A 25,144-nucleotide genomic window follows, 5' to 3' on the forward strand; every position below is an offset into this window, starting at 1 on the left:
CATGCGAGTCGATCTCCTCTCCCGCGAATACCCGCCCGAGGTCTACGGCGGTGCCGGTGTCCATGTCGCCGAGCTCGTGAAGGCGCTGCGTCGGGACATCGACGTCGTGGTCCGCGCGTTCGGCGCTCCCCGCGACGAGGAGGGCGTCTTCTCCTACGGCTCCCTCGCCGAGCTCGCCGGCGCCAACGGCGCCCTGCAGACGATGGGCACCGACCTCGCGATCGCCCGTGACGTCGCGGGCGCCGACCTCGTGCACTCCCACACCTGGTACGCGAACTTCGGCGGGCATGTCGCGAAGCTGCTGCACGGCATCCCGCACGTGGCCACCGCGCACAGCCTCGAGCCGCTGCGCCCATGGAAGGCCGAGCAGCTCGGCGGCGGCTACCGCCTCTCGAGCTGGATCGAGCGCGAGGCGCTCACCTCGGCCGACGCCGTCGTGGCGGTCAGCGAGGGCATGCGCCGCGACCTGCTGCGCGTGTACCCGGAGCTCGAGCCCGATCGCGTGAAGGTCGTCTACAACGGCATCGACCTCGACGGCTGGCAGCGTGTGGACGACGGCGACGCCGTGCGCGCGCTCGGCGTCGACCCCGACCGGCCGTCGGTCGTGTTCGTGGGTCGCATCACGCGCCAGAAGGGCCTGCCGTACCTGCTGCGCGCCGCGCGCTCGCTGCCGCCGGAGGTGCAGCTCGTGCTGTGCGCGGGCGCTCCCGACACCCCGGAGATAATGGCCGAGGTCGAGGGGCTCGTCGCGGAGCTCCGCGACGAGCGCGACGGCGTCGTGTGGATCGACCGCCACCTCCCCCGCACCGAGCTCTGCGCCCTGCTGAGCGCGGCGACGACGTTCGTGTGCCCGTCGGTGTACGAGCCGCTCGGCATCGTGAACCTCGAGGCGATGGCCTGCGGCGCGCCCGTCGTCGGCACGCGCACCGGCGGCATCCCCGAGGTCGTCGCCGACGGCGTCACCGGCACGATCGTCCCGATCGAGCAGATGGACGACGGCACCGGCACCCCGCTCGACCCCGACCGCTTCGTGGCCGACCTCGCCGCGGCGCTCACCGAGATGGTCTCGGACCCCGACCGCGCCCGCGCGCTGGGAGCCGCCGGCCGCGAGCGCGCCGAGCGCGAGTTCTCATGGGGCGCGATCGCTGACCGCACCCGCGCGCTGTACGCCGAGGTGCTGGGGGCCTGAATGAGAGAGGCCCCGTCCGGCAGAACCGGACGGGACCTCATCGGCGGAAGCGACAGGATTTGAACCTGCGATGCGAGTTACCCCGCATACTTGGATTCCAGCCAAGCTCCTTAGGCCGCTCGGACACGCTTCCAGGGGAAGACTTTATCACGGGGTGAACGCCGAGCCGTCACGCGCGCGCTACTCGCAGGCCACGCCGTCGCCGTCGCGGTCGAGGTGCGCGCCGTAGCCGGCGTCGCCGCGCCGCACGGGAGCCGCGCCGTCCGCTCGCGCGGCCGCGCAGCTCTCGTACGGGGCGGATGGCCCGGTCACAGCGGGGGCGGATGGCCCGGGCGCCGTCGACGGCGGAGCGGCGGACGCGGCGAGGGCGGGCTCGTCGGGGCAGGCGTCGAGCACGCGCGCCATGGCGTCCTTCTCGGCGGGAACCACCCATAGCCCGTACGCCGCCTTCACCGAGATCTGCCGCGCCACGTAGGCGCAGCGGAACGCCTTGTCCGGCGGCAGCCACGTGGCGGCGTTCCCCGCGCCCTTCTGCGCGTTGGTCGAGCCGTCGACGGCCAGCAGGTTCAGCGGGTCGTTCGCGAGCGCGACGCGCCGCTGCGCGCTCAGCCGCTGCGCGCCGGTGCGCCACGCGTCCTTCAGCGCCACGACGTGGTCGATCTGCACGAGGTGCGACGTGTCGACACCGCGCTCGAACGCGATCGTCCGGCCGGTGTACGGGTCGTCCAGCTCCCCCGCCCGCACCACGCAGCCGTCGTCCGTCACCGCGTCGGCGAGATCCCGCCGCAGGATGTCGTCGCGCGTGCCGCACCCGTTGCCGTCGACGTCGAGCCAGGACTCGCCGAAGTCCCCCACCCGGTCGTAGCCGGTGCCGGGGGCGCTGCCCTTCACGGGAAGCGTCGCCAGCACCTCCGCGGCCGTCGCGTCGGCGACCGCCACGTCGCCGCCATCCGCACCACCGCCATCCGCGACCCCGTCGCCGCCATCCGCACCGCCTCCATCCGCACCACCGCCGGCGAGCGCGGCGAGCACCGCCGACGCCGCGAGGACGAGGCCGACGACGAGCGCCAGGAGCGGCAGCCGCCGCGCGCTCACCCGCAGTTGGGGCAGACGCCCGTCAGGGGCATCTCCATGAAGCAGGTCGGGCAGACCGCCGCGACGCGCTCGGGTGCGGCGGGCCTCCGCGTGCTCTCGCGCTTGGGCGCCGCGGTCGTCAGCTTCCGCGCGACCGGGTGCGTGACGCCCCAGGCGCCGTGGAAGCGGCGGCTGGGCCACCGCTCGAGCTCCCCCGCCAGGCGCTGCGCGTCGACCTCGGAACGGAACCCGTTCGTGTATCCCGCGTGCACCTCGAGCGCCGCGCTCCCGCGCCGCTCGAGCTTGAAGTACGTGCGATAGCCGACGTACCCCGTGACGTCGGCGTTCTCCGCGATGCGCCGGACGACGGCCTGGTTCTCCGGCGGCACGCCGTGCCGCTGCAGGGCCTCGTCGAGCGAGGCGTATCGCTTCGGCCGACCCTCGCGTCCCTGGTCGATGCTGGTCTCCGGCGACTCCGTCACGATGCGCTCCCTGCCACCCCTCGACGGTACCCCGGTCGTCCGCCCGCCACGAACCCCTCAGCGGAGCGCTGCCCGCGCCCGCGGCTGGGGCGAGCGCGGGATGACGATCCCCTCCTCGCGCAGGACGCGCGCGGTCCGCTCCGCGTCGACGAATGCCCCGACCGTCTCGCCGCCCGCGGCCGGGACGACCGTGTGCAGGATCGTCCGCTCGTAGACGTGCACGAGGTTGAGGCTCTGCGCGGCGTCGCGACCGCGGGTGCCGCGGCCCGGAGTGAAGAGGTCCTGCGTGTAGCAGGTGGAGGACGCGACCGACACCGGGATCCCCTCGAACACTGCCGTCGTGCTGTAGTGCAGATGACCGGCGAGGATGGCCCGCACGTCGGTCCCGCGGACGACGTCGCCGAACGCGCGCTGGTCGCGCAGCTCCACCGTCACGGCGAGGTCCTGCACGCAGGGCACCGGCGGGTGGTGCATGGCGATGATGGTGCCCTCCGGCGCCGGCGTCTCCAGCACGCCGGCCAGCCATTCCAGCTGCGCGAGGTCGAGCTCGCCGTGCGCGGCGCCCGGCACGGTCGAATCGAGCACCACGAGCCGCAGACCGTCCACCCACGCCACGCGGTCGTACGTCTCCGTCGTCGCGGCCTCGTCGAGGAGCTCGCGCCGCATCGTGGCGCGGTCGTCGTGATTGCCCATCACCCACACGATGCGCGATCCCAGGCGCGCTGCGGCCTCCTCGGCGATCTCGCGCAGCTGGCGGTACGCCTCCGCCTCGCCGCGGTCGGCGAGGTCGCCCGTGAAGACGAGGGCGTCGGGACGGATGGCCATGGTCGCAAGCGAGCGGAGGAGGTCGTGCAGGCGCTCCCCGGCTTCCACCGCGCCGTAGAGGCGCTCCCCCGGCGACACCAGGTGCGTGTCGGAGATGTGCACGAGGACGTGGTCGGGCAGCGGGTGTTCGGCCATCCGGGTGCTCATTCCTCGACCGTCACGCACCGCGGTGACGGCAGCGTGCACGGCTGCCGACGCCCGGGTGAACGGGCGGCGTCAGTCGCGTCGGAACGCGGCGAGCGCCGTGCGCATCTCCTCGTACGCGTCAGCGCCGAACGCGATGATGCGCGCCTCCTCGACCCCCGTCTCGGTGGCGGCGATCGTCTCGATCGCGGCGGCGATGGCATCGGCCCTCGGCCATCCGTAGATGCCCGCGCTGATGAGCGGGAACGCGACCGTCCGCGCGCCCAGCTCGTCGGCGACCTCCAGGCTGCGCCGATAGCAGGACTCCAGGAGCCCCCGATCCCGCTCGCCGGCGGCGTGGTTCGGCCCGACCGTGTGCACCACCCAGCGCGCGGGCAGCCGCCCCGCCGTCGTCCAGCCCGCGTCTCCCGTGGGGAGCCCGTGCGGGAAGCGCGCGATGCAGTCCCGCAGGATCTCCGGACCGCCCGCGCGGTGGATGGCGCCGTCGACACCGCCCCCGCCTCGCATGGCGCGGTTCGCGGCGTTGACGATCGCATCCACCTCCTGGACCGTGATGTCGCCGTGGACGGCGGTGATGACCGGGGCCGTCATGCGCTCCTCCTCCCGTCGCGGGCGCATTCCGCACCAGCATGGCCTCGCGCGCACCCTCATGTCGACCCCTGCCGCCTGGGTATCGCCGGTCCGTAGGCTGGCAGCCCCATCCGTATACCGCCCTTCGCATACGCACGCCGCTACGGTGAGAGCAGCGATCGGCGTCCGCCTTTGGCTTCCACGGCCCCAGGCTCCGATCGACAGGAGAAGTCGATTCCCCACACCCAGACCGCACCCGTCACCTCCCGTCTCGGCGCCGTGCGCCAGACGTATGCGGGAACAGAGACGTTCCCTCCCATGGCCCGCGCATACACCCAGGTCTCCCAGGTCGTGCGCGAGACGGGCCTCCTCCGCCGTGCGTACGTCTTCTACGCTCTCGTGGGCGCCGGCATCCTCGTCGCCCTGGGCGGCGCGGTCACGGGCTTCCTCCTCCTCGGCGACAGCTGGTTCCAGCTCCTCATCGCCGCCGCGCTCGGCGTGATCTTCACGCAGGTCGCCTTCCTCGCCCACGAGGCGGCGCACCGCCAGATCCTCACGAGCGGCCCGGCGAACGACCGCCTCGCGCGCATCCTCGCCGGCAGCATCGGCATGAGCTACTCCTGGTGGGATTCCAAGCACAGCCGCCACCACGCGAACCCCAACCGGGTCGGCAAGGACCCCGACATCGAGGTCGACACCGTGTCGTTCCTCGAGGAGGACGCGGCGAAGGCGCGGGGTCCGCTCCGGTTCATCACCCGCCACCAGGGCTGGCTGTTCTTCCCGCTGCTGACGCTCGAGGGACTGAACCTGCACCGCCTCAGCCTCACGCACCTGCTGTCGCGCGGCCCGGTCAAGGGCCGCTGGACCGAGCTGTCGATCATCGCCGCGCGCTTCGCCCTGCTGCTCGTGCCGCTGTTCCTGCTGCTGCCGGTCGGGATGGCCTTCGCCTTCCTGGGCGTGCAGATGGCCGTCTTCGGCGTCTACATGGGGGCGTCGTTCGCCCCCAACCACAAGGGCATGCCGGTGATCGCACCCGACGCGCGGCTGGACTTCTTCTCCAAGCAGGTCCGCACCTCGCGCAACATCGCCGGCGGCTGGTGGGCGACGTGGCTCATGGGCGGGCTCAACTACCAGGTCGAGCACCACCTGTTCCCGAGCATGCCGCGCCCGCACCTCGCGCAGGCGCGTGAGATCGTGCGCGACTTCTGCACGACCAACGACGTGCCCTACACCGAGACGAGCCTGCTGCGCTCGTACGGCATCGTCATCGGCTACCTGAACCGCGTCGGACTCGCCGCCCGCGACCCGTTCGACTGCCCGATGGCCTCCCAGTACCGCCCCGCCTGAGTCCGGGAATGCAGAAGACCCCTCGCCGCGATCGCGGCGAGGGGTCTTCTGCATTCGTCAGGACTGCGCGCCGGCCGGCTCCGCGGTCTCCTGCGCCTCGGCAGGCGCGGCGGTCGCCGCCTCCTCGGCGCGCGCGCCCGCTGCCATCCCCCGGCCCACCGCGTGACCCTGGATGACCGCCGACAGGTCGACGCCCGTCGCCGCGCGCACGCTGTCGAACATCGAGCGCATGCCGGCCGCGGTCTCCCCCGCGAGATGGCTGCTGGCGCCCTCCGCGCCGCCGCCGGCGAGCACGGTGACGCTGCCGACGTTCGCGTAGCCCTTCGCGAACTCCGTCATCATCGGCACGAGCGCATCGAGCGCCCGCTGGGCGAGGAACGCGTCCTGGTTCTTCGCGAGCGCCGCGGCCTCCGCCTCGATGGCCGCCGCCTTCGCGTCGCCCTCGAGCCGCACGGCCTCCGCATCGGCCTCCGCCTTGATGCGGATGGCCCTCGCGTCCTGCTCGGCGATGAGGGCGGCCGCCTCGGCCTCCTTCACCCGCGCGTACGCGTCGGCGTCTGCGCGCTTCTGGCGCTCATACAGCGCGGCGTCGGCCACGCGCTTCACGTCGGCGTCCAGCTCCGCCTGCTTGTTCTCCGCCTCCTGCATGAGCACGCCCTGCTGGGCGCGGGCGCGCGCGAGCGCCTCGGCCTGCTCCGCCTCCGCGCGGGCCTGACCCACGTCGGCTGCGGCCGCGGCGGAGTTGCGGTCGAACGCGGTCTGCTCGATGAGCGTCTCCTCGCTCGTGGCGATCTCACGCGCCTTGATCTGGCGCTCGGCGTCGATGCGAGCGATCTCCGCCTGGCGCTTGACCTTGGAGACCTCCTCGGCGCCGAGGGCGTCGATGTAGCCGTTCTGGTCGGTGATGCCCTGGATCTGGAAGCTGTCGAGCACGAGGCCCTGATCCTCGAGGTCGCTCTTGATGAGCGCGGCGATCTGATCCGACAGCTCCTGCCGGTCGCGCATGAGCTGCTCGACGGTGAGGGTGGCCACGACGCCGCGCAGCGCGCCCTCGAGCTGCTCGGTGGTGAAGATCTCGATGGCGTCGTCCTGCGACACGAACCGCTCAGCCGCACTGGCGATCGCCTCGGGCGAGGAGCCGACCTTGACCAGCGCGACGCCGGTGACGTCGACCGTCACCCCCTGGATCGACTGCGCGGTGGGCTTCACCATGATCTGCCGGGCCCGCAGCGACAGCGTCTCCGCGCGCTGCGTGATCGGATTCACGACGGCGCCGCCGCCGCGGATGACCGACACGTTCGAGGGCGTGCCGTCCCTGCTCTTCTGCTTCTTGCCGACGATGATGAGCGCCTCGTCGGCCCGTGCGACCTTGTACCAGCCCCGCAGCACCAGCGTGCCGATGAGCGCGGCGACGATGAGCACGACGATGACGACCGCGATCGCGATCACCGCTCCTGCGCCTCCCGCCGCGGCGACGAATCCCTCCATGGACGATCCCCCTTCGCGACCGCCAGCGGCGCACCGATCGGGGCGCGTCGAACGCCGGCGGTCTCGCCGCCACCCTATCGAGGCCGATGCGAGGCGCGCGTCGACCGCCCGGAGCGCACTGTCAAGCCCTGGCGACGGCCGCCGTGGCGCGGCACCCTGGAATCCCGACTCGAGGAGGACGACATGGCACACGTGGAGGGAACCGATCCCGACTTCCCGGCCCGCCTCATCCAGCCGCACGACGTGCCGGCGGACGCGGATCTCGATGCGCTCGAGGACGACCGGGAGCCCGCGGACCTCGCGGACGACCGCGGGCCGCTTCCGGAGGCCGCCAGCGACCATCCGGTGCTGCCCGACGACGAGCGCGAGATCGACGAGGGGTACGCGGGCGAAGAAGAGGTCTTCGTCACCGAGAGCGAGGAGAACGTCTGATGCATGAGAACCGCACCACTCCCGATGACAGCATGGACGAGCGGCAGGCGCACTCCGGCGAGGTCCCCGCGGGCCGCGGCGGCGCCGACAGCGGAGCCGCCGACCTCGTCGGCGTGGAGGGCACGGCACCGGCATCACCCGAGGAGGGCGAGCAGAACGACTTCGCGGGCGTCGAGCCGGTGACCTCCGAGGCGCGCGACGGGCTGCAGACCGAGCCGCGGCAGGACGTCCACGACACGACGGAGGACGCGCGCCTGCAGGGGATCCTCGTCCAGGTGCAGGCCGACCTCGCGACCCAGCGCATCCCGGAGGGCGAGGTGCGGCGCATGCTCGAACGGCGGCTGAGCGACGTGGGCATCCCCGTGAAGGACCAGGACATGGACTCCCTCGTCCGCGAGGCGATGGCCGATCCCGACACGAGCGTGCCGGGATCCGAGCCGGGCGCCGACACCTGACGGCCGGCCGCGGGCGCGCGGAGGGGGCGACCTAGACTGGTGGCATGCCCGATTCCGCTGCGCCCGCGACCCCCGGTGTGACCCCTCGACGCGTCTCGGTCCTCGACGTGCTGCGTCTGCTCACCGAGCTCGCAGCACTCGCGGCCCTGGCCGTGTGGGGTTTCCTCGCGTGGGCCACGCCGTGGAACATCGTCGTCGGCGTCGGCGCGCCCGTGCTCGCCATCCTCGCGTGGGCGCTGTTCGTGTCGCCGAAGGCCGTCATCGCCGTGCACCCGTTCGTGCGGGCGGTCGTCGAGCTCGCCGTCTTCCTCGCCGCCACCATCGCGCTGTGGGACCTCGGGCTGCCGTGGGTGGGCGTCGGCTTCGGCGTCGTCGCCGTCGTCGTCGGGCTGCTGCACAACCGGCGCGCCCTGGGATGAGCGAGGCGCTCGCGCGGCTCCGGGCCGCCCTCGGCGGGCGCGTCGACACCGGCGCGGAGGCCGTCGAGGCCGCGCGCGCCGACCGGTCCGGGTTCCGCTCCGCGGGCGCCCCGCTGGCGGTCGTGCACGCCGAGTCCGTCGGCGACGTGCAGTCCGTGCTGCGCATCGCGCACGACACCGGCACCCCGGTCGTCACCCGCGGGGCGGGCACCGGGCTCGCGGGCGGCGCGAACGCGGGCCCCGGCGAGATCGCCCTGTCGCTGCGGCGCATGACGCGCGTCCTCGAGATCTCCCCCGACGACCTCCTCGCGGTCGTCGAGCCGGGCATCCTCAACGCCGACCTCGACGCGGCGCTCGCACCGCACGGGCTGTGGTGGGCACCGGATCCCGCGAGCCGCGCGATCTCCACCGTCGGCGGCAACATCGCCACGGGCGCCGGCGGACTCCTCTGCGCGAAGTACGGCGTCGTGCGCGACGCGGTGCTCGCGCTGGATGTCGTCCTCGCCGACGGACGGCTCATCCACACCGGCCATCGCAGCGTGAAGGGCGTCACGGGACTCGACCTCACGGCGCTCCTCATCGGCTCCGAGGGGACGCTCGGCGTCGTCGTCGGCGCGACGCTCAAGCTGCGCCGCCGGGTCGCGAGCGCGGTGTGCACCCTCACCGCGCTCTTCCCCGACGTGCGCTCGGCCGCCGCGGCGTCCGCCGCGGTCACGGCCGCGGGCGTTCAGCCGGCCATCATGGAGCTCCTCGACGCAGCGTCGGTCGCGGCGATCAGCGCGCTCCTCCGGGTTCCCGACGTCGCGGCCGGCGCCGCGCAGCTCACGATCCAGACGGATGGCCCGGCTGCGGCCGCCGAGGCGGAGACCATCGCGCGCGTGCTGCGCGATGCCGGCGGCCGGGTGGCGCTCACGGCTGACCCGGAGGAGGGCGAGCGGCTCCTCGCGTTCCGGCGCGCGATGCACCCCGCGATGGAGACCCTCGGCACCGCGCTCATCGAAGACGTGTCGGTCCCCCGCAGCCGGATGGCGGAGATGTTCTCCGAGATCGAGCGGGTCGCCCGCGAGCACGACGTGGTCATCCCCACCGTCGCCCATGCGGGCGACGGCAACCTGCACCCGAACTTCGTGTTCGACGGCGCCGAGGCGCCGGAGCGCGTCTGGGCCGCGGCCGACGACCTCTTCCGCGCGGCCCTGCGGCTGGGTGGAACACTCACCGGCGAGCACGGCGTCGGAGTGCTCAAGCGCCGCTGGCTGGCCGACGAGCTCGGCGACGACCAGTGGCGGCTTCAGCGCGACATCGTGCGCGTGTTCGACCCGCGCGGCATCCTCAACCCGGGCAAGGTCTTCGCGCCCTGAGCGTCAGATCCCCTGCCATCCGGGCTTGTTGTCCCACGCGAAGCGGTAGTAGTCGGCGCGGTCGAGACGCGAGGCGGCGGCCTCGTCGACGACGACGGTCACGTGCGGGTGCAGCTGGATGGCCGACCCCGGGAGCGACGCGGTCACCGGCCCCTCCACGGCGCCGGCGACGGCGGCCGCCTTCCCCGCCCCGAACGCGAGCAGCACGAGGTGACGCGCGCGCAGGATGGTGCCGATCCCCTGCGTGATGCAGTGCCGGGGCACGTCGTCGATGGTGTCGAAGAAGCGCGCGTTGTCCTCCCGGGTGCGGCGGGTGAGCGTCTTCACGCGGGTGCGCGAGGCGAACGACGAGCCGGGCTCGTTGAAGCCGATGTGGCCATCCGTGCCCACCCCGAGGATCTGCAGGTCGACGCCGCCGGCGGCCTCGATGGCCGCTTCGTAGTCCTCACCGGCGTGCTCGATGCCCGCGAGGGATCCGTCGGGGGTGCGGACGCGGTCGGGGTCGAGACCCAGCGGCTCGACGACCTCCCGGGTGATGACCGAGCGGTACGACTCCGGGTGAGCGGGATCCAGACCCACGTACTCGTCCAGCGCGAAGCCGCGCACCTGCGAGACGTCCACGCCGTCGATGCGCTCGCGCAGCGCCTCGTACACGGGCAGCGGCGTCGATCCGGTGGCGAGCCCGAGCACGGCGTCGGGACGACGGCGGATGAGGGCGACGATCTCGTCCGCGACGATCGCTCCCGCGCTCGCGGCGTCGGGGACGATGACGACTTCTGCCATGCGAATGCCTCCTTCGGCCGCGACGCGCAGGCCGCGGAGGTGCGGGGGTGGACGCCGTCGGCCCCTCGATCCTCTCATCCACGCCGTGCGCGACGCATCCGCAACCGATATGCGGGTCTGCTCGATCGTGCTCACATCGTGATTCCCGCACGGGCTGAGGTAAGGTGTCCGCCCTTACGATGAGAACGGGACCATGCCGCGCACCGCGGCGGGCATCTGGGGGTAAGACATGACCGATCTCGCGACCAAGCCGTCACCGGGCGCCGACGACGCCGGCGATCAGGCCGCGAACCCGCCCGTGGAGTGGGCGCCCGCCGAGCCGGCACCTCGACGTCGGCGTCTCGGACTCTGGCTGGGGATCCCCGCGGGCCTCGTCGTCGCGGGAGCGGCGGCCTGCTCCGCGATCCTCATCGCCCCCGGCGTCGTCGCCGCCGGCGCGGACGTCGGCTGGCACACCGCGGGGGCCGCCACCGAGGCGATCTCCACCGGCATCTCCGACACCGAGGTGACGATCACCTCCCCCGAGGGCGACGCGACCTTCACCGGCGCCGAGCTCGGGGCATCCGTCGACGCCGACGCGGCCGCCGAGCGCGTGTTCGGCGACCATCCCCTTTGGAACGTCGGCGCCTGGAACCCGGGCGCTGTGCCCGTGGACGTCTCGATCGACGCCGACACCGCGCTCGAGGCCGTCCAGGCCGAACTGCCCGAGCTCTTCACCGCTCCGACCAACGCGCAGGTCGCATTCTCCGACGGCTCCTACTCCGTCGTCGAGGATCGCGACGGCTCGGGGATCGACGTCGACGCCCTCGCCGCCGACATCACGCGCGCGCTCGCCGAGGGCGGCGACGTCACCGTGGCGGCCGCCACCACGGCCATCGAGGCGCCCATCACCGCCGCCGCCGCGCAGGCCGAGGCCGACAGCCTCAACGCCCTCGTCGCCGACGCCGGCTTCTACGTGGGCGACGAGAAGGTCGCGGGCGTCGACGCCGCCGAGGCCGCGCAGTGGATCACCGTCGACGCGACCGGCGACGAGCTCGCGGTCACCGTCGACGAGGGCGCCGCAGCGGCCGCCGTCGCCGACACCGTCGCGTCGCTCCCCGAGCGCGTGAACCGCGAGGTCGTCGAGGAGCAGATCGTCACGGACTCCGACGGTGAGCACCTGCGGACCGTGCAGGAAGGCGAGAACGGACGCGCCCTCGAGTCCACCGACGGCGTCGCCGACGGCTTCGCCGCCCAGCTCGCGTCGGGACAGGCGGCCTACGAGCTGCCCGTGACGGAGGTCGAGTACGACACCGCCCTCCTCTTCCGCCGCATCGAGGTGGACAAGAGCGCCGGCACGACCACCCTCTACGAGAACGACCAGGTCGTCGACACCTACTCGATCGCCCTCGGCGCCCCCGGCCACGACACCCAGGAGGGCCACTTCCGGGTCTACGGGCAGCTCACCGAGCAGGACATGGGATCCTGCGACGCCGAAGGCAACTTCGTGCCGGGCGGAAGCTTCGATTACTGCACGGCCGACGTCCCCTGGGTGACGTACTTCAACGGCGACCAGGGCTTCCACGGCACGTACTGGCACAGCAACTTCGGCCCGGGCGCCCTGATGAGCCACGGCTGCGTGAACATGACGATCGACGCCGCGCAGCGCGTCTACTACTTCGCGCAGACCGGAACCGAGGTGTGGGTCCACGCGTGATCGCACGCTAGCCTGTCGCTATGACCGACCTGCGCCTCGTCGAACTCTCGGCCGACACCATCGTCCAGGTGAACAACCTGTCGCTCAAGCCCGGCCAGGAGCAGTTCCTCGCGCCGGTGTCGTACGGCATCGCGGCCTCCGTCCTCAACCCCAAGACGACGTGGCAGCGCGTCGTGCTGGACGGGTCCGACGTGGTGGGCTTCGTGAGCGCGAACTTCGACCGCGAGGCGAAGCCGGAGCACTTCCAGTCGGTGCTGTGGCGGATCAACGTCGACGCCGACGACCAGGGCCGGGGCGTCGGCCGCTTCGCCGTGGCGGGACTCCTCGCCGAGGCCCGCGATCGGGAGTTCGACCGCCTGAACGTCATCTACGAGGCGGGCGAGGGCGGACCAGAGGCGTTCTTCCACCGCGTCGGATTCGCCCCCGTGGGCGAGACGGAGTACGGCGAGGTCATCGCCGAGATCCGCCTCTAGCCGGTCACACCAGGGAGCCCTTCCACGCGGCGTGCAGCTGCGCGAATTTGCCGGTTCCCGCGATGAGGGCGTCGGGCGCATCGTCCTCGATGACGCGCCCGTGCTCCATCACGAGCACGCGATCCGCGATCGCGACCGTCGACAGCCGGTGCGCGATGATGATCGCCGTGCGATCCGACAGCAGCGTCTGCAGCGCGCTCTGGATCATGCGCTCCGATGGGATGTCGAGCGACGCGGTCGCCTCGTCGAGGATGAGCACGGCCGGGTCGGCGAGGAACGCGCGCGCGAACGAGATGAGCTGCCGCTGCCCGGCCGACACGCGCCCGCCGCGCTTGTTCACGTCGGTGTCGTAGCCGTCGGGCAGGGAGCGGATGAACGCGTCGGCGCCCACCGCGCGGGCGGCCGCGGTGATCTCGTCCATGGTCGCGTCGGGCCGGCCGAGCGCGATGTTGTCGGCGACGGTTCCGCTGAAGAGGTACGCCTCCTGCGTCACCATCACGATCGCGCGGCGGAGGTCTCGCCCCTCGAGCTCGCGCAGATCCACGCCGTCGAGCGTCACGCGCCCCTCGGTGGGGTCGTAGAACCGGGAGAGCAGCTTCGCGAGCGTGGACTTGCCGGCGCCGGTGGTGCCCACCAGCGCCACGGTCTGCCCCGCGGGGATGTCGAGGTCGAAGGCCGGCAGGATGGTGCGACCGCCGCCGTACCCGAACGACACGCCGTCGAAGCGCACGTGCCCGCGCGCGTGCGGAAGCGGCGTCGGGGAGTCGGGTTCGGCGACCGTGAGCTCCTCCTCCAGCACCCCGGACACCTTCTCCAGCGCCGCGGAGGCCGCCTGGAAGGAGTTGAGGAACATCGCCACCTCCTGCAGCGGCGTGAAGAAGTTGCGGACGTAGAGCACGGCGCTGAGGAGGAGGCCGGCCGTGAACTCGCCCGTCGTGACCCGCACGCCGCCCCAGAGCACGACCGCGCCGATCGCGCACGCCGAGATCGCCATGAGGCCCGGCTCGAAGGTGCCGAACAGGCGGATCGACCGCATGTTGACCTCGCGGTACTCCTTCGCGAGCCCGCCGAACTCGCGCTCGTTGCGCGGCTCGGTGCGGAACGCCTTGCCCGCGCGGATGCCCGTCATCGTCTCGACGAACTTCACGATGAGCTTGGCGCTCACCACGCGCGAGACGCGGTACGCGCGCTGCGAGTTGACGTAGAACCACCGCATGAGGAGCGCCAGCGGCACGAACGAGACCACCAGCACCAGCGACGAGCGCCAGTCCACGAGCGCGAGCGCGATGAACGTGAACAGGCCGTAGAGGACGCCGTGCACGAGCTGGTTCAGCCCGCCGTTCAGCAGCTCGCGGATGGTGTCGAGGTCGCTCGTCTGGCGGGAGATGATGCGGCCCGACGTGTACGTCTCGTGGAACTCCAGGCTCAGCCGCTGCGTGTGGCGGAACACCCTGGTGCGCAGATCGAGCAGGACGTTCTGCGTGACCCTCGCCGCCAGCAGGTCGTACCAGGCGAGCAGCGCCGCGCCCCCGACCGCCGTCCCGACGTACGCGCCGCCGACGAGCCACGCCGGGCCCCAGTCCGCCTGCTCGAGGACGGACGGCAGCGCGCGGTCGATGCCGATGCCGATGAGGGCGGGCCCGATGACCCGCACCGCGGTCTGGGCCACGACCACCACTGCCACGAGCACCACCTGGCGTTTCAGCGGCGCGAGCAGCGACAGCAGCAGGCGCCAGGAGCGGCGGCGGATGGCACGGCTCTCCTCACGGGTGAACTCGGAGCGGTCCTCGCCCGCGGTCCCGTGGACGGTGCTGCTCATCGGCTCGTCTCCTCGTCGCTGTCGTGTGCCCCGGCGGGGACGATCGGGATGGCCCCGGTCACCACGTCGAAGCCGTGCTGCGGGTCCATCCGCCGCGCGCTGTCCTCCGAGTCCTCCCGCTCGAAGCTGGAGATCACGCCGCGGTAGTGCGGCGAGGTCGCCATGAGCTCGGTGTGCGCGCCGACGGCCGTGATGCGTCCGCCCTCGAGGAGCGCCACGCGGTCCGCCAGCGCCACCGTCGACGGCCGGTGCGCGACGATGAGGGCCGTCGTCCCCTCGAGGACGCGGCGCAGGCCCACCTGCACCCGCTCCTCGGTGTCGACGTCGAGCGCCGACAGCGGGTCGTCCATGACGATCACGGTCGGCCGCGCGGCGACCGCGCGTGCGAGAGCGAGGCGCTGCCGCTGGCCGCCGGAGAGGCTCATCCCCTCCTCGCCGATCATCGTGTCGACGCCGTCCGGCAGACTCGCGACGAACTCCGCCTGCGCCACCCCGAGCGCCTCCTCCAGCACCCGGTCGGCCTCCTCGGAGCGGATGTCGAGGTCGTCGCGCCCCAGCAGCACATTCTCACGGACGGACGCGGAGAAGAGCGTGGCGTCCTCGAACGCGGTCGCGATGTGCCGCCGCAGCTCCACGAGCGACAGGTCGCGGATGTCGACGCCGTCGAGCGTGACGCGGCCGCCGGTGACGTCGTACAGGCGCGTGGGCAGCGTGGTGAGGGTCGTCTTCCCCGAGCCCGTCAGCCCGACCAGGGCCATCGTCTCCCCCGGACGCAGCGCGAGGTCGATCCCGTCCAGCAGATCGGGTTCGGATGGCCCCGCATCCTGGTAGCGGAAGTGCACGTCCTCGAAGGCGAGCGCGCCGCGCGGCTGCGCGATGGCGATCGGGCGCTCGGGGTCGGCGATCGTGTCGACGGCGTCGAAGACCTCGAAGACGCGGTCGGCGGCGGTGCGCGCGTCGAGGAGGAAGGAGAAGAGGAACCCGATCGATTCCATGGGCCACCGCAGCACCGTGGCCATGGCGAAGTAGGCGAACAGCTGCGACACCGTGATCCGGTCGACGGAGGCCAGCCAGATGCCCATCACGAGCGAGACGGCGAAGGCGAGCTCCGGCATCGCCACGAGCCAGAAGTCGATGCGCGCGATCGCGCCGGCCTTGCGCATCTCGGTGTCGCGCAGGTTCTCCGCCTGGCGGGTGAACCGCCGCAGCGCGTGGCCGCCGCGCCCGAACGCCTTCAGCACGCGGATGCCGTGCACGCTCTCCTCGACGCTCGTCGCGAGGTCGCCCTGCTGGTCCTGGCTCTGCCGGCTGAGCACGCCGTACGTCTGCTCGAACCGGAAGCCCTGGTACCAGATCGGCGCGCCGGAGACGATGAAGACCACCGCGAGCGCCCAGTGCCATTGGAACAGCAGCGCGGCGCCGATGACGACGGTGAGCGTGTTGACGACGAGCATGATGAGGCCGAAGGCCATCCAGCGGCGGATGACGCCGATGTCCTGCATCATGCGGCTGAGCAGCTGTCCGCCCTGCCACCGGTCGTGGAACTCGATGGGCAGGCGCTGGAGGCGGTTGTAGAACCGCGTGCGCACGTCGTACTCCACCGTGGTGGCGGGTCCGAGGACGAGCCACCGCCGCATCCACACCATCCCCGCCTCGGCGAGCCCCAGGGCGAGCACGCCCGCCGCGCCCCACACGATCGCCGACGCCGAGCCCGAGGCGATCGGTCCGGCGACCACGCGCTCGAGCACGATCGGGATGAGCAGCGCGAGGACCGCGGCGGTCAGCGCGCTGAGGCCGCCGAGCGCGAGGCGCGGCAGCACGGGTCTCGCGAACGGAAGCAGTCGCAGCAGCGAGTGCAGGGTCGACCGTCTCTGGGCAGGCGTGGTGGGGCGCGACATGATCCTCGGGGCGGATCCGACGACGGATCCGTGTGGCAGGCTTTCCGGCCCCCGAACGGGGGCCAGCCCGCCAGCCTATCCTCTCGACGGAGCATCGGGAAAGGCTTTCACGCTTTCCCGACCCAGCAGCGCGCGCTTGACATCCGATCCCCACGCGAAGCCCCCGAGGCTGCCGTCGCCGCGGAGCACTCGGTGACACGGCACGAACAGGGCGGGCGCGTTGCGCGCGCAGATCGACGCGGCGGCGCGGATGGCGCGGGGCGCGCCGAGCGCGGCGGCGAACGCGGTGTAGGTCAGCGGTGCCCCTGGCGCGATGTCGCGCAGCGCCCGCCAGCCCGCCAGCTGGAGAGGCGTTCCGATCTGCCGGACCGCGACCGCGCGGATGGCGTCCAGGTCGCCCGCGTAGTAGGCGAGCACGGCCTCGGCCGCCGCGAGGACGCCTTCGCGGACGTCGCCCGGGCGCAGCGCCGCCGGGATGCGAGCGGTGACGGCGGCGGCGTCCGCGGACCAGCCGGAGGCGAGCACGGCGCCGTCGCGGTCGGCGACGAGCGTGAACGGGCCGTCGGGGGTGTCGAGGGTCTGGACGACGGCGGTCATGAACGGGTCTCCTTGACGGGACGGGTGGCGAGCGCGGCTCGCCAGAGATGCATGGCGAGGTACGACCGCCACGGCGCGGCCCTCGCGGCCCAGCTGACCAGCTCGCGCGGCGTCGCTGGCAGCCCGGCCGCGGCCGCACCTGTGCGCAGCGCGACGTCGCCGGGGAGGACGATGTCGGGGTCGCCGAGGACGCGCATGCGGACGTAGTCCGCGGTCCACGGGCCGATGCCGGGCAGCGCGAGGAGCGCCTCGCGCTGGGAGACCGGGTCGTCTCCCGGCGTCAGCGCGAGCTCTCCCGAGGCCAGCACTCTCGCCGCTCCGACGATCGCGCGGATCCGGGCGGCGGGACCGCGCAGCACATCGGCGCCGTGCTCGGCGATGGCGGACATGCTCGGGAACAGCCGCAGCGTGCGGCCGCCGAGCACGGCGTCCTCACCGAGGTCGGCCACGAGCCGCGTGAGGTGCGTGCGGGCCCCGGCCACCGAGATCTGCTGCCCGACCATCGCGCGGATCAGCATCTCATGCGGGTCGGCGGCACCCGGGAGGCGGATGCCGGGCACGGCGGACACGAGCGGCCGCAGCTTCTCGTGTGCGGAGAGCGCCGCGTCGACGGCAATCGGGTCGGCGTCGAGGTCGAACAGGCGCCGCACGCGGGCGACGAGGGAGGCGAGGTCGGGCAGGCTCTGCAGCTGCGCGTCCATCCGCAGCCGGCCGTCGAAGCGCAGCCGGAACCATCCCGATCCGCCGGGCAGGCGCACGGGGCGCTCGAACGAGACGGCGTCTCCCGTCTCCATCCCCGGGAGCGCGCGCACGGCCATCCAGTCGAACAGCCCGGCGTGGTCGAAGGGCTCGCGCACGGGCAGCGCGAGCGAGATGCCGGCGGCGGAGGCGTGTCCGCGTCGGCTCGCGCGTAGCGCTGTCGGGGTCAGGCCGAAGACCTCCCGCACGGTGTCGTTGAACTGCCGCACGCTGGCGAAGCCGGCGGAGTGCGCGACGTCCGCGACCGCGAGATCGGTGCCGACGAGCAGCAGCCGCGCGGTGTGGGCGCGCTGCGCACGGGCGAGGGCGAGCGGGCCCGCCCCGAGCTCGTCGGCGAGCAGCCGCGAGAGGTGGCGCGACGAGTATCCGACGCGCGCGGCGAGCCCCGCGACGCCCTCGCGCTCGACGACCCCGTCGGCGACGAGCCGCATGGCGCGCGCGACGACGTCGCCGCGGAGGTTCCACTCCGGCGATCCCGGCGCCGCCTCCGGCAGGCACCGCTTGCACGCGCGGAATCCCGCCTCGTGCGCGGCGGCGCTCGTGGCGAAGAACCGCACGTTGCCGGGCTTCGGCGTGCGCGCGGGGCAGCTGGGGCGGCAGTAGATGCCGGTCGTGCGCACCGCCGTGACGAACTGGCCGTCGAAGCGGGTGTCGCGCGCGGAGATCGCACGGTACCGCTCGTCGAAGGTCATGCTCGTCGTCATGCCCCCCAGCCTCGCACCTCCGCGAGGTCCGAGCTGGCGGTTTTCGGACATCACGGCGGAGGCGGGGCGGCGACCGCGTCGCCGCCCCGCCTCACACCACTCCGGTCAGTGGAAGAAGTGGCGCTCGCCCGTGAAGAACATCGTCACGCCATGCGCCCGCGCGAGCGCGATCGTCTCCTCGTCGCGGACGGATCCGCCGGGCTGGATGATCGCGCGCACGCCGGCATTGATGAGCACCTCGGGCCCGTCGGAGAACGGGAAGAAGGCGTCGGATGCGGCGATGGATCCCTGCGCCCGGTCGCCCGCGCGCTCGACCGCGAGACGACAGGAATCCACCCGGTTCACCTGACCCATCCCGACGCCGACCGTCGCGGAGTCCTTGGCGAGGACGATCGCGTTCGACTTCACCGCGCGGCACGTCTTCCACGCGAAGATGAAGTCGACCATCTCCTCGTCCGACGGCCGCTCGCCCGAGACGAGCTCCCAGCTCTGGGCGACGGACTCGATGTCGTCGGGGAAGCGGTCCGCGTCCTGCAGGAGGAGCCCGCCGGAGACGAGGCGGACATCCATCTCCTCCTGACGCCAGTCGGCCGGCAGCTTCAGCAGGCGCAGGTTCTTCTTCGCCTTGAACACCTCGAGCGCCTCGGGCTCGAAGTCGGGCGCGACGATGACCTCGGTGAAGATGTCGCGAAGGTTCTCCGCCATCTTCAGCGTGACGGGGCGATTGGCGGCGATGACGCCGCCGAAGGCCGACAGCGGGTCGCACTCGTGGGCGCGCAGGTGCGCGCTCGCGATCGGGTCGAGGGCGCTCGGCGCGGCGACCGCGATGCCGCAGGGGTTCGCGTGCTTGATGATCGCGACCGCCGGCAGGACGTAGTCGTAGGCCGCGCGCAGAGCGGCGTCGGCGTCGACGAAGTTGTTGTACGACATCTCCTTGCCCTGCAGCTGCGTGGCCTGCGCGATGCCGTGCCCGCCCTGGCGGGAGTACAGCGCCGCGCGCTGGTGGGAGTTCTCGCCGTAGCGGAGGTCGCCGAGCTTCTCGGCCTTGATGGTGAGGTGCTCGGGCAGCTCGACCTGGCTGCCGATGGTGCCCTCCGAGAACCACGCCGCGACTGCGGTGTCGTACGCCGCGGTGTGCGCGAACGCACGGGCGGCGAGCTCCTTGCGCTGGCCGAGCGATGTGCCGCCCGAGTTCACCGCCTCGACGATCGCGGGGTACGACTCGGGCGAGACGACGATCGCGACGTTGGCGTAGTTCTTCGCCGACGCGCGCACCATGGCGGGCCCGCCGATGTCGATCTGCTCGACGACGTCGTCGCCCTGCGCGCCGGAGCGCACGGTCTCGACGAAGGGGTACAGGTTCACCACGACGAGCTCGAAGGGCGCGATGCCGAGCTCGCCGAGCTGGCGCTCGTGGTCTTCCAGTCGCAGGTCGGCGAGGAGCCCCGCGTGCACGCTCGGGTGCAGCGTCTTCACACGGCCGTCGAGCGACTCGGGGAAGCCGGTCACGCTCGAGACGTCGGTGACGTCGTAGCCGGCATCGCGGATCGTCGACGCTGTGGAGCCCGTCGACACGATCTCGACGCCGGCGCCGGCGAGCGCCTCGGCGAGCTGCAGGAGGTTGGTCTTGTCGCTCACCGACACGAGCGCGCGTCGGATGGGGACGACGTCTCGGTCGCGGTACAGCGAGTGGTCGTGACGGGGGCCGGCCATGAGGACTCCTTGTCGAGGATTCGGCTGCGGGGGTTCGGGGGCGTCAGCGGACGGGGTGCGCCAGATCGATGTCGCCCTCGGCGATGCGCCGCACGACGTCGATGAGGAGGCGCCGCTCGACGGGCTTGATGCGCTCGTGCAGCGTGGCCTCGTCGTCGCCGTCGAGCACGGGGATGCGCTCCTGCGCGAGGATGGGGCCGCTGTCCACGCCGTTGTCGACGATGATGACGCTGGCACCGGTCTGGGAGGCGCCCGCGGCGAGCGCATCGCGCACGCCGTGCGCGCCGGGGAACTCCGGCAGGAACGCGGGGTGCGTGTTGATGATCCGCGGAGAGAACTCCTCCACGAGATCGGCGGGAAGCAGGCGCATCAGACCGCTCAGCACGATGAGGTCGGCGTCGACGCGGCGGAGGTGCTCGGCGAGCGCGGCGCCCCACTCCTCGCGCGACGCGTGCTGACGGTACGGCACGGTGAAGGTCTCGACGCCGAACTCCGTGGCGTGCGCGAGGCCGGTCGCGTCGCGATCGGCGCCCACGGCGACGACGCGGGCGGGATACCCGGGTTCGCTCGCCGCTTCCAGGAGGGCACGGAGGTTCGAGCCGGTTCCGGAGATGAGGACGGCGACCGAGAGCACGCGGTCAGTCTACCGGCGAGTGAACGCGCCGCTGTCGGCCGCCTGGTCGTCGGCAGCCGCCCGTCGGCCCTGCGGGGCGAGGAGGAGGATGGCCGCGCCGAGGAGCACCTCGAGACCGACCGCGAGCGCGACGGCGCCGGGGTCGGGGCCCGCGACCGCCAGGCGCCCCGGACCCATCGACCCCGACGAGAGCGCAGCCAGGAGCGCCGCGACCGCGCCGGCGATGACGGCGGTGGCGACGGCGACGACGATGCGCGGCGATACCGGCTCGTGAGGATGGCCGTCGTGGAGGGGCGGGTCGCTCTCCCATTCCGCCGCGAGCACCGCGCGCGCGTGCCATCCGGCCGCAGCACCCGCGGCGACCGGGAGCAGCGCGACGAGGAGGAGCCATCCGGAGCCCTGCTCGGGCAGGAGGCCCAGCACGGGGACGCCGGGCACCGCGCCGAGCTGCGTGCCGGCGGGCGACACCGTCGTGGCCGCGCCCACGGCGAAACCCGGCCCCGCGACCCAGGACACGGCCCATCCGAGCAGCGTGGGCAGATAGACCAGTTGCGCGAGAGCGACCGCGGTGGCGCCGAGCGCGTCGACCTGCGCCTGCTCGAAGAGCCCGATCACCGCGTCGGCGCGCAGGATGACCGCCACGACGAGGGCGAGCGCGGCCGCGCCCACGATGCCGGCGACCGCGATCGCCCCACCGCGCACGGCGAGCGACGGCACCTCGCGCCAGGATCCGGACCATCCGTCGATGCGCTCGCGCAGCGTGTCGACGAGCCCGCCGTCACCCTCACCCCAGGCCTCAGCCCAGGCGCCGCAGAGGGCGCCGGCGCCGTACACCGCCGTGGGGAGGACGACGGCCTGCCACGGCACCACGTCGGCGAGGGTGTTGCCCGAGGTCACGAGAACGAGAGCGGCGATGCCCGCCGTGACCGCCGTCCCCGCGAGCACGCCGGTGATCCCCGACCCCGCACGGACGGCGCGAGCGCCCGAGCGGGCGGCGAAGATCGCGGCGAACGCGGCGAAGGCCCACGGCGCGAGGGTCAGCGCGAACGCGGCCGCCTCGTCGGGCAGTCCCACCGCGAGCAGGGCGTCCGCGTCGAAGCGCAGCGAGAGCGGGACGAGGTTGCCGAGCTCCCAGATGCGCGCGGTGGCCGGCCACAGGCCGGCCCAGTCGGCGGTCACGCCCAGCGTGAAGATCCACAGCAGCGTGAGCGGGGCCAGCACGACCGCGAGGCCGACCAGACCCGCCACGATCGCGTCGAATGCGGCGAGCAGGGCGATGAGGATCCGATGCATGGCGAATCGACCCTACCCGCGGGCGCCGCGAGAACCCCGGATCCGCGCCGGGGAGCGGCTACGCCGCCATCGGCTCGAGGATGAAGACCGCGATGCGGCGCGACGTGCGCTCCTGGTACTCGGCGTACGGCGGGTACGCGGCGACCGCGCGCTCCCACCACTCGGCGTACTCGTCGCTGTCCACGTCGAGTTCTCGCGCCAGGTAGTCGCGCTTCGCGGCGCCATCCTGCAGCTCGACGTGCGGGTGCGCCTTGACATTGGCGTACCAGGCCGGGGGGCGAGGGGCGCCGCCCTTGGACGCGACCACCGCGTAGCGGCCGTCGTGCTCGACGCGCATGAGCGGGGTCTTGTGGAGCCTGCCCGACTTCGCCCCCACATTCGTCAGCACGATGATCGGCCACTCGGTGCCCGCGAGGACGTTCGCCTCGGCGCCGTCGGTCGCCTCGTATCTCTCGGCCTGCTCCCGCGCCCAGTCTTCTGTGCTCGGTGCGTACTCTCCCTGAAGCGGCATGTCGAGAGCCTATTGCCCGGGGAGCCGGGTGGGAAGCGCCCCGCTTGCCGCCCGGGCCTTGACACTCCGAGCCGGTCCTGCCGATAGTGAGGCATGCAGGCGAAGCGGCGCGGCGCGCGAGCAAGCGGGATGTTCGGAAGCGGCACGACCGGGAGGTGCACGCGATGAAGAAGCTGATCGGCGAGCCGGGCGCGGTGGTGGCGGATGCGCTCGTCGGCATCGAGGCCGCGCTGCCGCAGGTGCGCGTGGACCACCAGAACCGCGTGGTGCTGCGGGCCACCCCGAAGGACGAGGGCAAGGTCGCGCTCGTCTCCGGCGGCGGCTCCGGGCACGAGCCGCTCCACGGCGGCTTCGTCGGATTCGGGATGCTCGACGCGGCGTGCGCGGGCGAGGTGTTCACCTCCCCCACCCCTGACCAGGTTCTCGCGGCCACGACGGCGGTCGACCGCGGCGCCGGCGTGGTGCACATCGTGAAGAACTACACCGGCGACGTCATGAACTTCGAGATGGCGGCGGAGCTCGCCGAGGGCGCCTCGGTCGCGTCCGTGCTCGTGCACGACGACGTCGCCGTGGAGGACTCCACGTATACCGCGGGGCGCCGCGGCGTGGGGCTCACCGTCCTCATGGAGAAGATCGCCGGCGCGGCCGCCGAGGAGGGGCGCCCCCTCGACGAGGTCGTGCGCGTCGCGGAGAAGGTGTCGGCGCAGGGCCGCTCGATGGGCGTGGCGCTCACGAGCGGCACGGTTCCCGCCGCCGGCCGCCCCACGTTCGACCTCCCCGACGACGAGATGGAGGTCGGCGTCGGCATCCACGGCGAGCCGGGCCGGCACCGGGAGAAGCTCGCCCCCGCGCCGCGGATCGCGGAGATGCTCGTCGAGCCGGTGCTCGCCGACCTCCCATCGGGCGGCGAGCCCGTGATCGCCATGCTCAATGGCATGGGCGGATCTCCCCTGCTCGAGCTCTACCTCATGTACGGGGAGGTCGCGAAGCTCCTCGAGAAGGCGGGGGTTCCCGTCGCGCGCACGCTCGTCGGCAACTACATCACCTCCCTCGACATGGCGGGCTGCTCGCTCACCCTCCTGCGCGCGGACGACGAGCTGCTGCGCCTGTGGGACGCGCCCGTCGAGACGCCCGGCCTGCGCTGGGGGCGGTGACATGGCCGCCGACATCACCGCGCTCACCCGCTGGGTCGCGCTGTTCCGCGACCGCATCGCCGCCGAGCAGGAGCGGCTCACCGCGCTCGACTCGGCCATCGGCGACGCCGACCACGGCGCCAACATGGCGCGCGGCACGATGGCCGCCGCCGCGAACGTCGCCGAGACGCGGCCGCAGACGGTCGCCGAGTTCGGCAAGGCGGTGGGGATGGCCCTGGTCTCGTCGATCGGCGGAGCCAGCGGCCCGCTCTACGGCACCTTCTTCCTCCGCTTCGGCACGGCCGGCGACGGCCTCGACGAGCTCGACGGCCCCGCCCTCGCCCGCGCACTGCGCGCGGGGCTCGACGGCGTGGTCTCGCGCGGGCGGGCCGAACCCGGCGAAAAGACCATGATCGACGCGCTCGCACCGGCCGTGGCCGCGTTCGAGGCGGAAGCCGGCGACGTCGCGGCCGCCGCCGCGGCGGCCGCTCGGGCGGCGCGCGCGGGCAGCGATGCCACCGAGGCGCTCGTCGCGCGCCGCGGTCGCGCCAGCTATCTCGGCGAGCGGAGCGCCGGCCATCTCGACCCCGGATCCGTCTCGTCGGCGCTGCTGTTCGAAGCGCTCGCCGACGCCCTCACGGAGGAGCGCGCATGATCGGCTTCGTCGTCGTCTCCCACAGCGTCGCGCTCGCCGAGGCGGCCGTCGCCCTCGCGAGCGAGATGGCCACGCCGACGGCGCCGCCGATTGCGGTGGCCGCTGGCGCCGCCGACGGCGGCACCGGCACGGACGCCGCGCTCATCGCCCGCGCGATCGAGTCGGTCGCCTCCGACGACGGCACGCTCGTCTTCACCGACCTCGGCTCCGCCATCCTCAGCGCGGAGCTCGCGCTCGAGCTCGTCGACGTGGGCGAGGTGCGCCTCGCCGCCGCTCCCCTCGTCGAGGGGCTCGTGGCGGCCGTGGCGCGCGCCGCCGCCGGCGGCGACCTCGTGGAAGTCGAGCGGGAGGCGCGCCGCGCGCTGGAGGCGAAGCTGCGTCACCTCGGCGTGGACCCCACGGCGGAGGAGCTGCCCGCGCCGCGCGGCCGGTCGGAGTCCTTCGTGCTGACGAACCAGATCGGCCTGCACGCGCGCCCCGCCGCGGCGCTCGCCGGCGCCCTGCGCGGGCTGGACGCGGTCGTGCGCATCGGCACCGCCACGAAGCCCGCGGTCGACGGCCGCAGCCTCGTCGGGCTCATGGCGCTCGGCGCGCGCAAGGGCGACGCCATCGACGTCACCGCCGAGGGGCCCGACGCCGACCGCGCGATCGACGCCATCGGCGAGCTCATCGCCTCCGGGTTCGGGGAGTGAC

Annotated in this window: 25 protein-coding genes and 1 tRNA gene; 11 read left to right on the forward strand and 15 right to left on the reverse strand. The window is 73.1% G+C overall.

Translation table 11 applies throughout. The annotated features are described in order from the left end of the window. Position 1 precedes the first annotated feature (1 nt). The gene (glgA, locus tag QWJ90_RS03710) at positions 2–1,189 is read left to right on the forward strand and encodes a glycogen synthase (RefSeq protein WP_290106243.1); all 1,188 of its coding nucleotides are present in this window, start codon (positions 2–4) and stop codon (positions 1,187–1,189) included. A gap of 44 nt (positions 1,190–1,233) precedes the next feature. Here glgA and QWJ90_RS03715 read toward each other — a convergent pair. The 5 genes from QWJ90_RS03715 to QWJ90_RS03735 all read right to left on the reverse strand — a co-directional run bounded on the left by QWJ90_RS03715 (position 1,234) and on the right by QWJ90_RS03735 (position 4,305). Continuing rightward, positions 1,234–1,322: transfer RNA gene (locus tag QWJ90_RS03715), tRNA-Ser, on the reverse strand. A 47-nt stretch (positions 1,323–1,369) separates the two neighbouring features. After that, positions 1,370–2,284 (reverse strand): GmrSD restriction endonuclease domain-containing protein, encoded by a 915-nt coding sequence (locus QWJ90_RS03720; RefSeq protein ID WP_290106245.1) that lies wholly within the window; start codon positions 2,282–2,284, stop codon positions 1,370–1,372. Next, the gene (locus tag QWJ90_RS03725; protein WP_290106246.1) at positions 2,281–2,745 is read right to left on the reverse strand and encodes a hypothetical protein; all 465 of its coding nucleotides are present in this window, start codon (positions 2,743–2,745) and stop codon (positions 2,281–2,283) included. Before QWJ90_RS03725 ends, QWJ90_RS03720 begins: the two co-directional genes overlap by 4 nt. Positions 2,746–2,802: 57 nt before the next feature. Then, the gene (locus QWJ90_RS03730) at positions 2,803–3,705 is read right to left on the reverse strand and encodes a phosphodiesterase (RefSeq protein WP_290106247.1); all 903 of its coding nucleotides are present in this window, start codon (positions 3,703–3,705) and stop codon (positions 2,803–2,805) included. A gap of 81 nt (positions 3,706–3,786) precedes the next feature. Further along, positions 3,787–4,305: an O-acetyl-ADP-ribose deacetylase gene (locus QWJ90_RS03735; RefSeq protein ID WP_290106248.1), complete on the reverse strand. Its 519-nt coding sequence runs from the start codon at positions 4,303–4,305 to the stop codon at positions 3,787–3,789. Between the two features lie 297 nt (positions 4,306–4,602). Between QWJ90_RS03735 and QWJ90_RS03740 the strand changes: the two genes are divergently transcribed. After that, positions 4,603–5,631: a fatty acid desaturase family protein gene (locus tag QWJ90_RS03740; RefSeq protein ID WP_436836680.1), complete on the forward strand. Its 1,029-nt coding sequence runs from the start codon at positions 4,603–4,605 to the stop codon at positions 5,629–5,631. Positions 5,632–5,688: 57 nt separating this feature from the next. Here QWJ90_RS03740 and QWJ90_RS03745 read toward each other — a convergent pair whose 3' ends face one another. Beyond that, positions 5,689–7,119, reverse strand: a complete 1,431-nt coding sequence (locus tag QWJ90_RS03745; protein WP_290106249.1) for an SPFH domain-containing protein — start codon at positions 7,117–7,119, stop codon at positions 5,689–5,691. A gap of 183 nt (positions 7,120–7,302) precedes the next feature. On the opposite strand from QWJ90_RS03745, the gene QWJ90_RS03750 reads away from it, so the two are divergent. Genes QWJ90_RS03750 through QWJ90_RS03765 form a run of 4 tightly spaced genes read left to right on the forward strand, consistent with a single transcriptional unit; the run spans position 7,303 to position 9,783 of the window. Then, positions 7,303–7,551, forward strand: a complete 249-nt coding sequence (locus QWJ90_RS03750) for a hypothetical protein (RefSeq protein ID WP_290106250.1) — start codon at positions 7,303–7,305, stop codon at positions 7,549–7,551. Further along, positions 7,551–8,006: a hypothetical protein gene (locus QWJ90_RS03755; RefSeq protein ID WP_290106252.1), complete on the forward strand. Its 456-nt coding sequence runs from the start codon at positions 7,551–7,553 to the stop codon at positions 8,004–8,006. The genes QWJ90_RS03750 and QWJ90_RS03755 overlap by 1 nt, the downstream gene beginning before the upstream one ends. A 44-nt stretch (positions 8,007–8,050) precedes the next feature. Further along, positions 8,051–8,425, forward strand: a complete 375-nt coding sequence (locus tag QWJ90_RS03760; protein WP_290106254.1) for a YrdB family protein — start codon at positions 8,051–8,053, stop codon at positions 8,423–8,425. Next, positions 8,422–9,783 carry an FAD-binding oxidoreductase gene (locus QWJ90_RS03765; RefSeq protein ID WP_290106256.1) on the forward strand — a complete coding sequence of 454 codons (1,362 nt, stop codon included), beginning with the start codon at positions 8,422–8,424 and terminating at the stop codon, positions 9,781–9,783. The genes QWJ90_RS03760 and QWJ90_RS03765 overlap by 4 nt, the downstream gene beginning before the upstream one ends. 3 nt (positions 9,784–9,786) lie before the next feature. Here QWJ90_RS03765 and QWJ90_RS03770 read toward each other — a convergent pair whose 3' ends face one another. Then, positions 9,787–10,566, reverse strand: coding sequence for a glucosamine-6-phosphate deaminase (locus QWJ90_RS03770; protein ID WP_290106257.1), 780 nt, complete (start codon positions 10,564–10,566; stop codon positions 9,787–9,789). 229 nt (positions 10,567–10,795) lie between these two features. On the opposite strand from QWJ90_RS03770, the gene QWJ90_RS03775 reads away from it, so the two are divergent. Both QWJ90_RS03775 and QWJ90_RS03780 read left to right on the forward strand, forming a co-directional pair. Beyond that, positions 10,796–12,262, forward strand: a complete 1,467-nt coding sequence (locus QWJ90_RS03775; protein WP_290106258.1) for a L,D-transpeptidase family protein — start codon at positions 10,796–10,798, stop codon at positions 12,260–12,262. Positions 12,263–12,282: 20 nt separating this feature from the next. Next, positions 12,283–12,735: a GNAT family N-acetyltransferase gene (locus QWJ90_RS03780; protein ID WP_290106259.1), complete on the forward strand. Its 453-nt coding sequence runs from the start codon at positions 12,283–12,285 to the stop codon at positions 12,733–12,735. A 4-nt stretch (positions 12,736–12,739) separates the two neighbouring features. Here the strand turns inward: QWJ90_RS03780 and QWJ90_RS03785 are convergent, their stop codons facing one another. The 8 genes from QWJ90_RS03785 to QWJ90_RS03820 all read right to left on the reverse strand — a co-directional run bounded on the left by QWJ90_RS03785 (position 12,740) and on the right by QWJ90_RS03820 (position 22,663). Next, complete coding sequence (locus QWJ90_RS03785; protein WP_290106261.1) at positions 12,740–14,554, reverse strand: ABC transporter ATP-binding protein; 1,815 nt, start codon at positions 14,552–14,554, stop codon at positions 12,740–12,742. Further along, on the reverse strand, positions 14,551–16,452 hold the full coding sequence (locus QWJ90_RS03790) for an ABC transporter ATP-binding protein (protein ID WP_290106262.1): 1,902 nt from the start codon (positions 16,450–16,452) through the stop codon (positions 14,551–14,553). The genes QWJ90_RS03785 and QWJ90_RS03790 overlap by 4 nt, the downstream gene beginning before the upstream one ends. A gap of 75 nt (positions 16,453–16,527) precedes the next feature. Then, positions 16,528–17,049 carry a methylated-DNA--[protein]-cysteine S-methyltransferase gene (locus QWJ90_RS03795; protein ID WP_290106264.1) on the reverse strand — a complete coding sequence of 174 codons (522 nt, stop codon included), beginning with the start codon at positions 17,047–17,049 and terminating at the stop codon, positions 16,528–16,530. Further along, positions 17,046–18,512 carry a DNA-3-methyladenine glycosylase 2 family protein gene (locus tag QWJ90_RS03800; RefSeq protein ID WP_290106266.1) on the reverse strand — a complete coding sequence of 489 codons (1,467 nt, stop codon included), beginning with the start codon at positions 18,510–18,512 and terminating at the stop codon, positions 17,046–17,048. Before QWJ90_RS03800 ends, QWJ90_RS03795 begins: the two co-directional genes overlap by 4 nt. Positions 18,513–18,617: 105 nt before the next feature. Then, a complete protein-coding gene (purH, locus tag QWJ90_RS03805) occupies positions 18,618–20,225 on the reverse strand; it encodes a bifunctional phosphoribosylaminoimidazolecarboxamide formyltransferase/IMP cyclohydrolase (RefSeq protein ID WP_290106268.1) in 1,608 nt (535 codons plus the stop codon). Positions 20,226–20,268: 43 nt separating this feature from the next. Continuing rightward, positions 20,269–20,859: a phosphoribosylglycinamide formyltransferase gene (purN, locus tag QWJ90_RS03810; RefSeq protein ID WP_290106271.1), complete on the reverse strand. Its 591-nt coding sequence runs from the start codon at positions 20,857–20,859 to the stop codon at positions 20,269–20,271. 9 nt (positions 20,860–20,868) lie between these two features. Continuing rightward, positions 20,869–22,152 carry a cell division protein PerM gene (locus QWJ90_RS03815; RefSeq protein WP_290106273.1) on the reverse strand — a complete coding sequence of 428 codons (1,284 nt, stop codon included), beginning with the start codon at positions 22,150–22,152 and terminating at the stop codon, positions 20,869–20,871. 58 nt (positions 22,153–22,210) lie between these two features. After that, positions 22,211–22,663 (reverse strand): nitroreductase family deazaflavin-dependent oxidoreductase, encoded by a 453-nt coding sequence (locus QWJ90_RS03820; RefSeq protein WP_290106275.1) that lies wholly within the window; start codon positions 22,661–22,663, stop codon positions 22,211–22,213. A 164-nt stretch (positions 22,664–22,827) separates the two neighbouring features. Here QWJ90_RS03820 and dhaK point away from each other — a divergent pair, with 164 nt between their 5' ends. From dhaK to dhaM, 3 genes are read left to right on the forward strand one after another with little or no spacing between them, the layout of a single operon-like run. After that, a complete protein-coding gene (gene dhaK, locus QWJ90_RS03825) occupies positions 22,828–23,817 on the forward strand; it encodes a dihydroxyacetone kinase subunit DhaK (RefSeq protein WP_290106277.1) in 990 nt (329 codons plus the stop codon). A 1-nt stretch (position 23,818) separates the two neighbouring features. Beyond that, entirely contained in the window at positions 23,819–24,451 is a 633-nt protein-coding gene (gene dhaL / locus QWJ90_RS03830; RefSeq protein WP_290106279.1) for a dihydroxyacetone kinase subunit DhaL, read from the forward strand. Then, positions 24,448–25,143 (forward strand): dihydroxyacetone kinase phosphoryl donor subunit DhaM, encoded by a 696-nt coding sequence (gene dhaM / locus QWJ90_RS03835; protein WP_290106280.1) that lies wholly within the window; start codon positions 24,448–24,450, stop codon positions 25,141–25,143. The genes dhaL and dhaM overlap by 4 nt, the downstream gene beginning before the upstream one ends. Position 25,144 lies beyond the last annotated feature (1 nt).

It is taken from the genome of Microbacterium oryzae (assembly GCF_030406385.1).
GTDB classification, from domain to species: Bacteria; Actinomycetota; Actinomycetes; order Actinomycetales; family Microbacteriaceae; genus Microbacterium; species Microbacterium oryzae_A.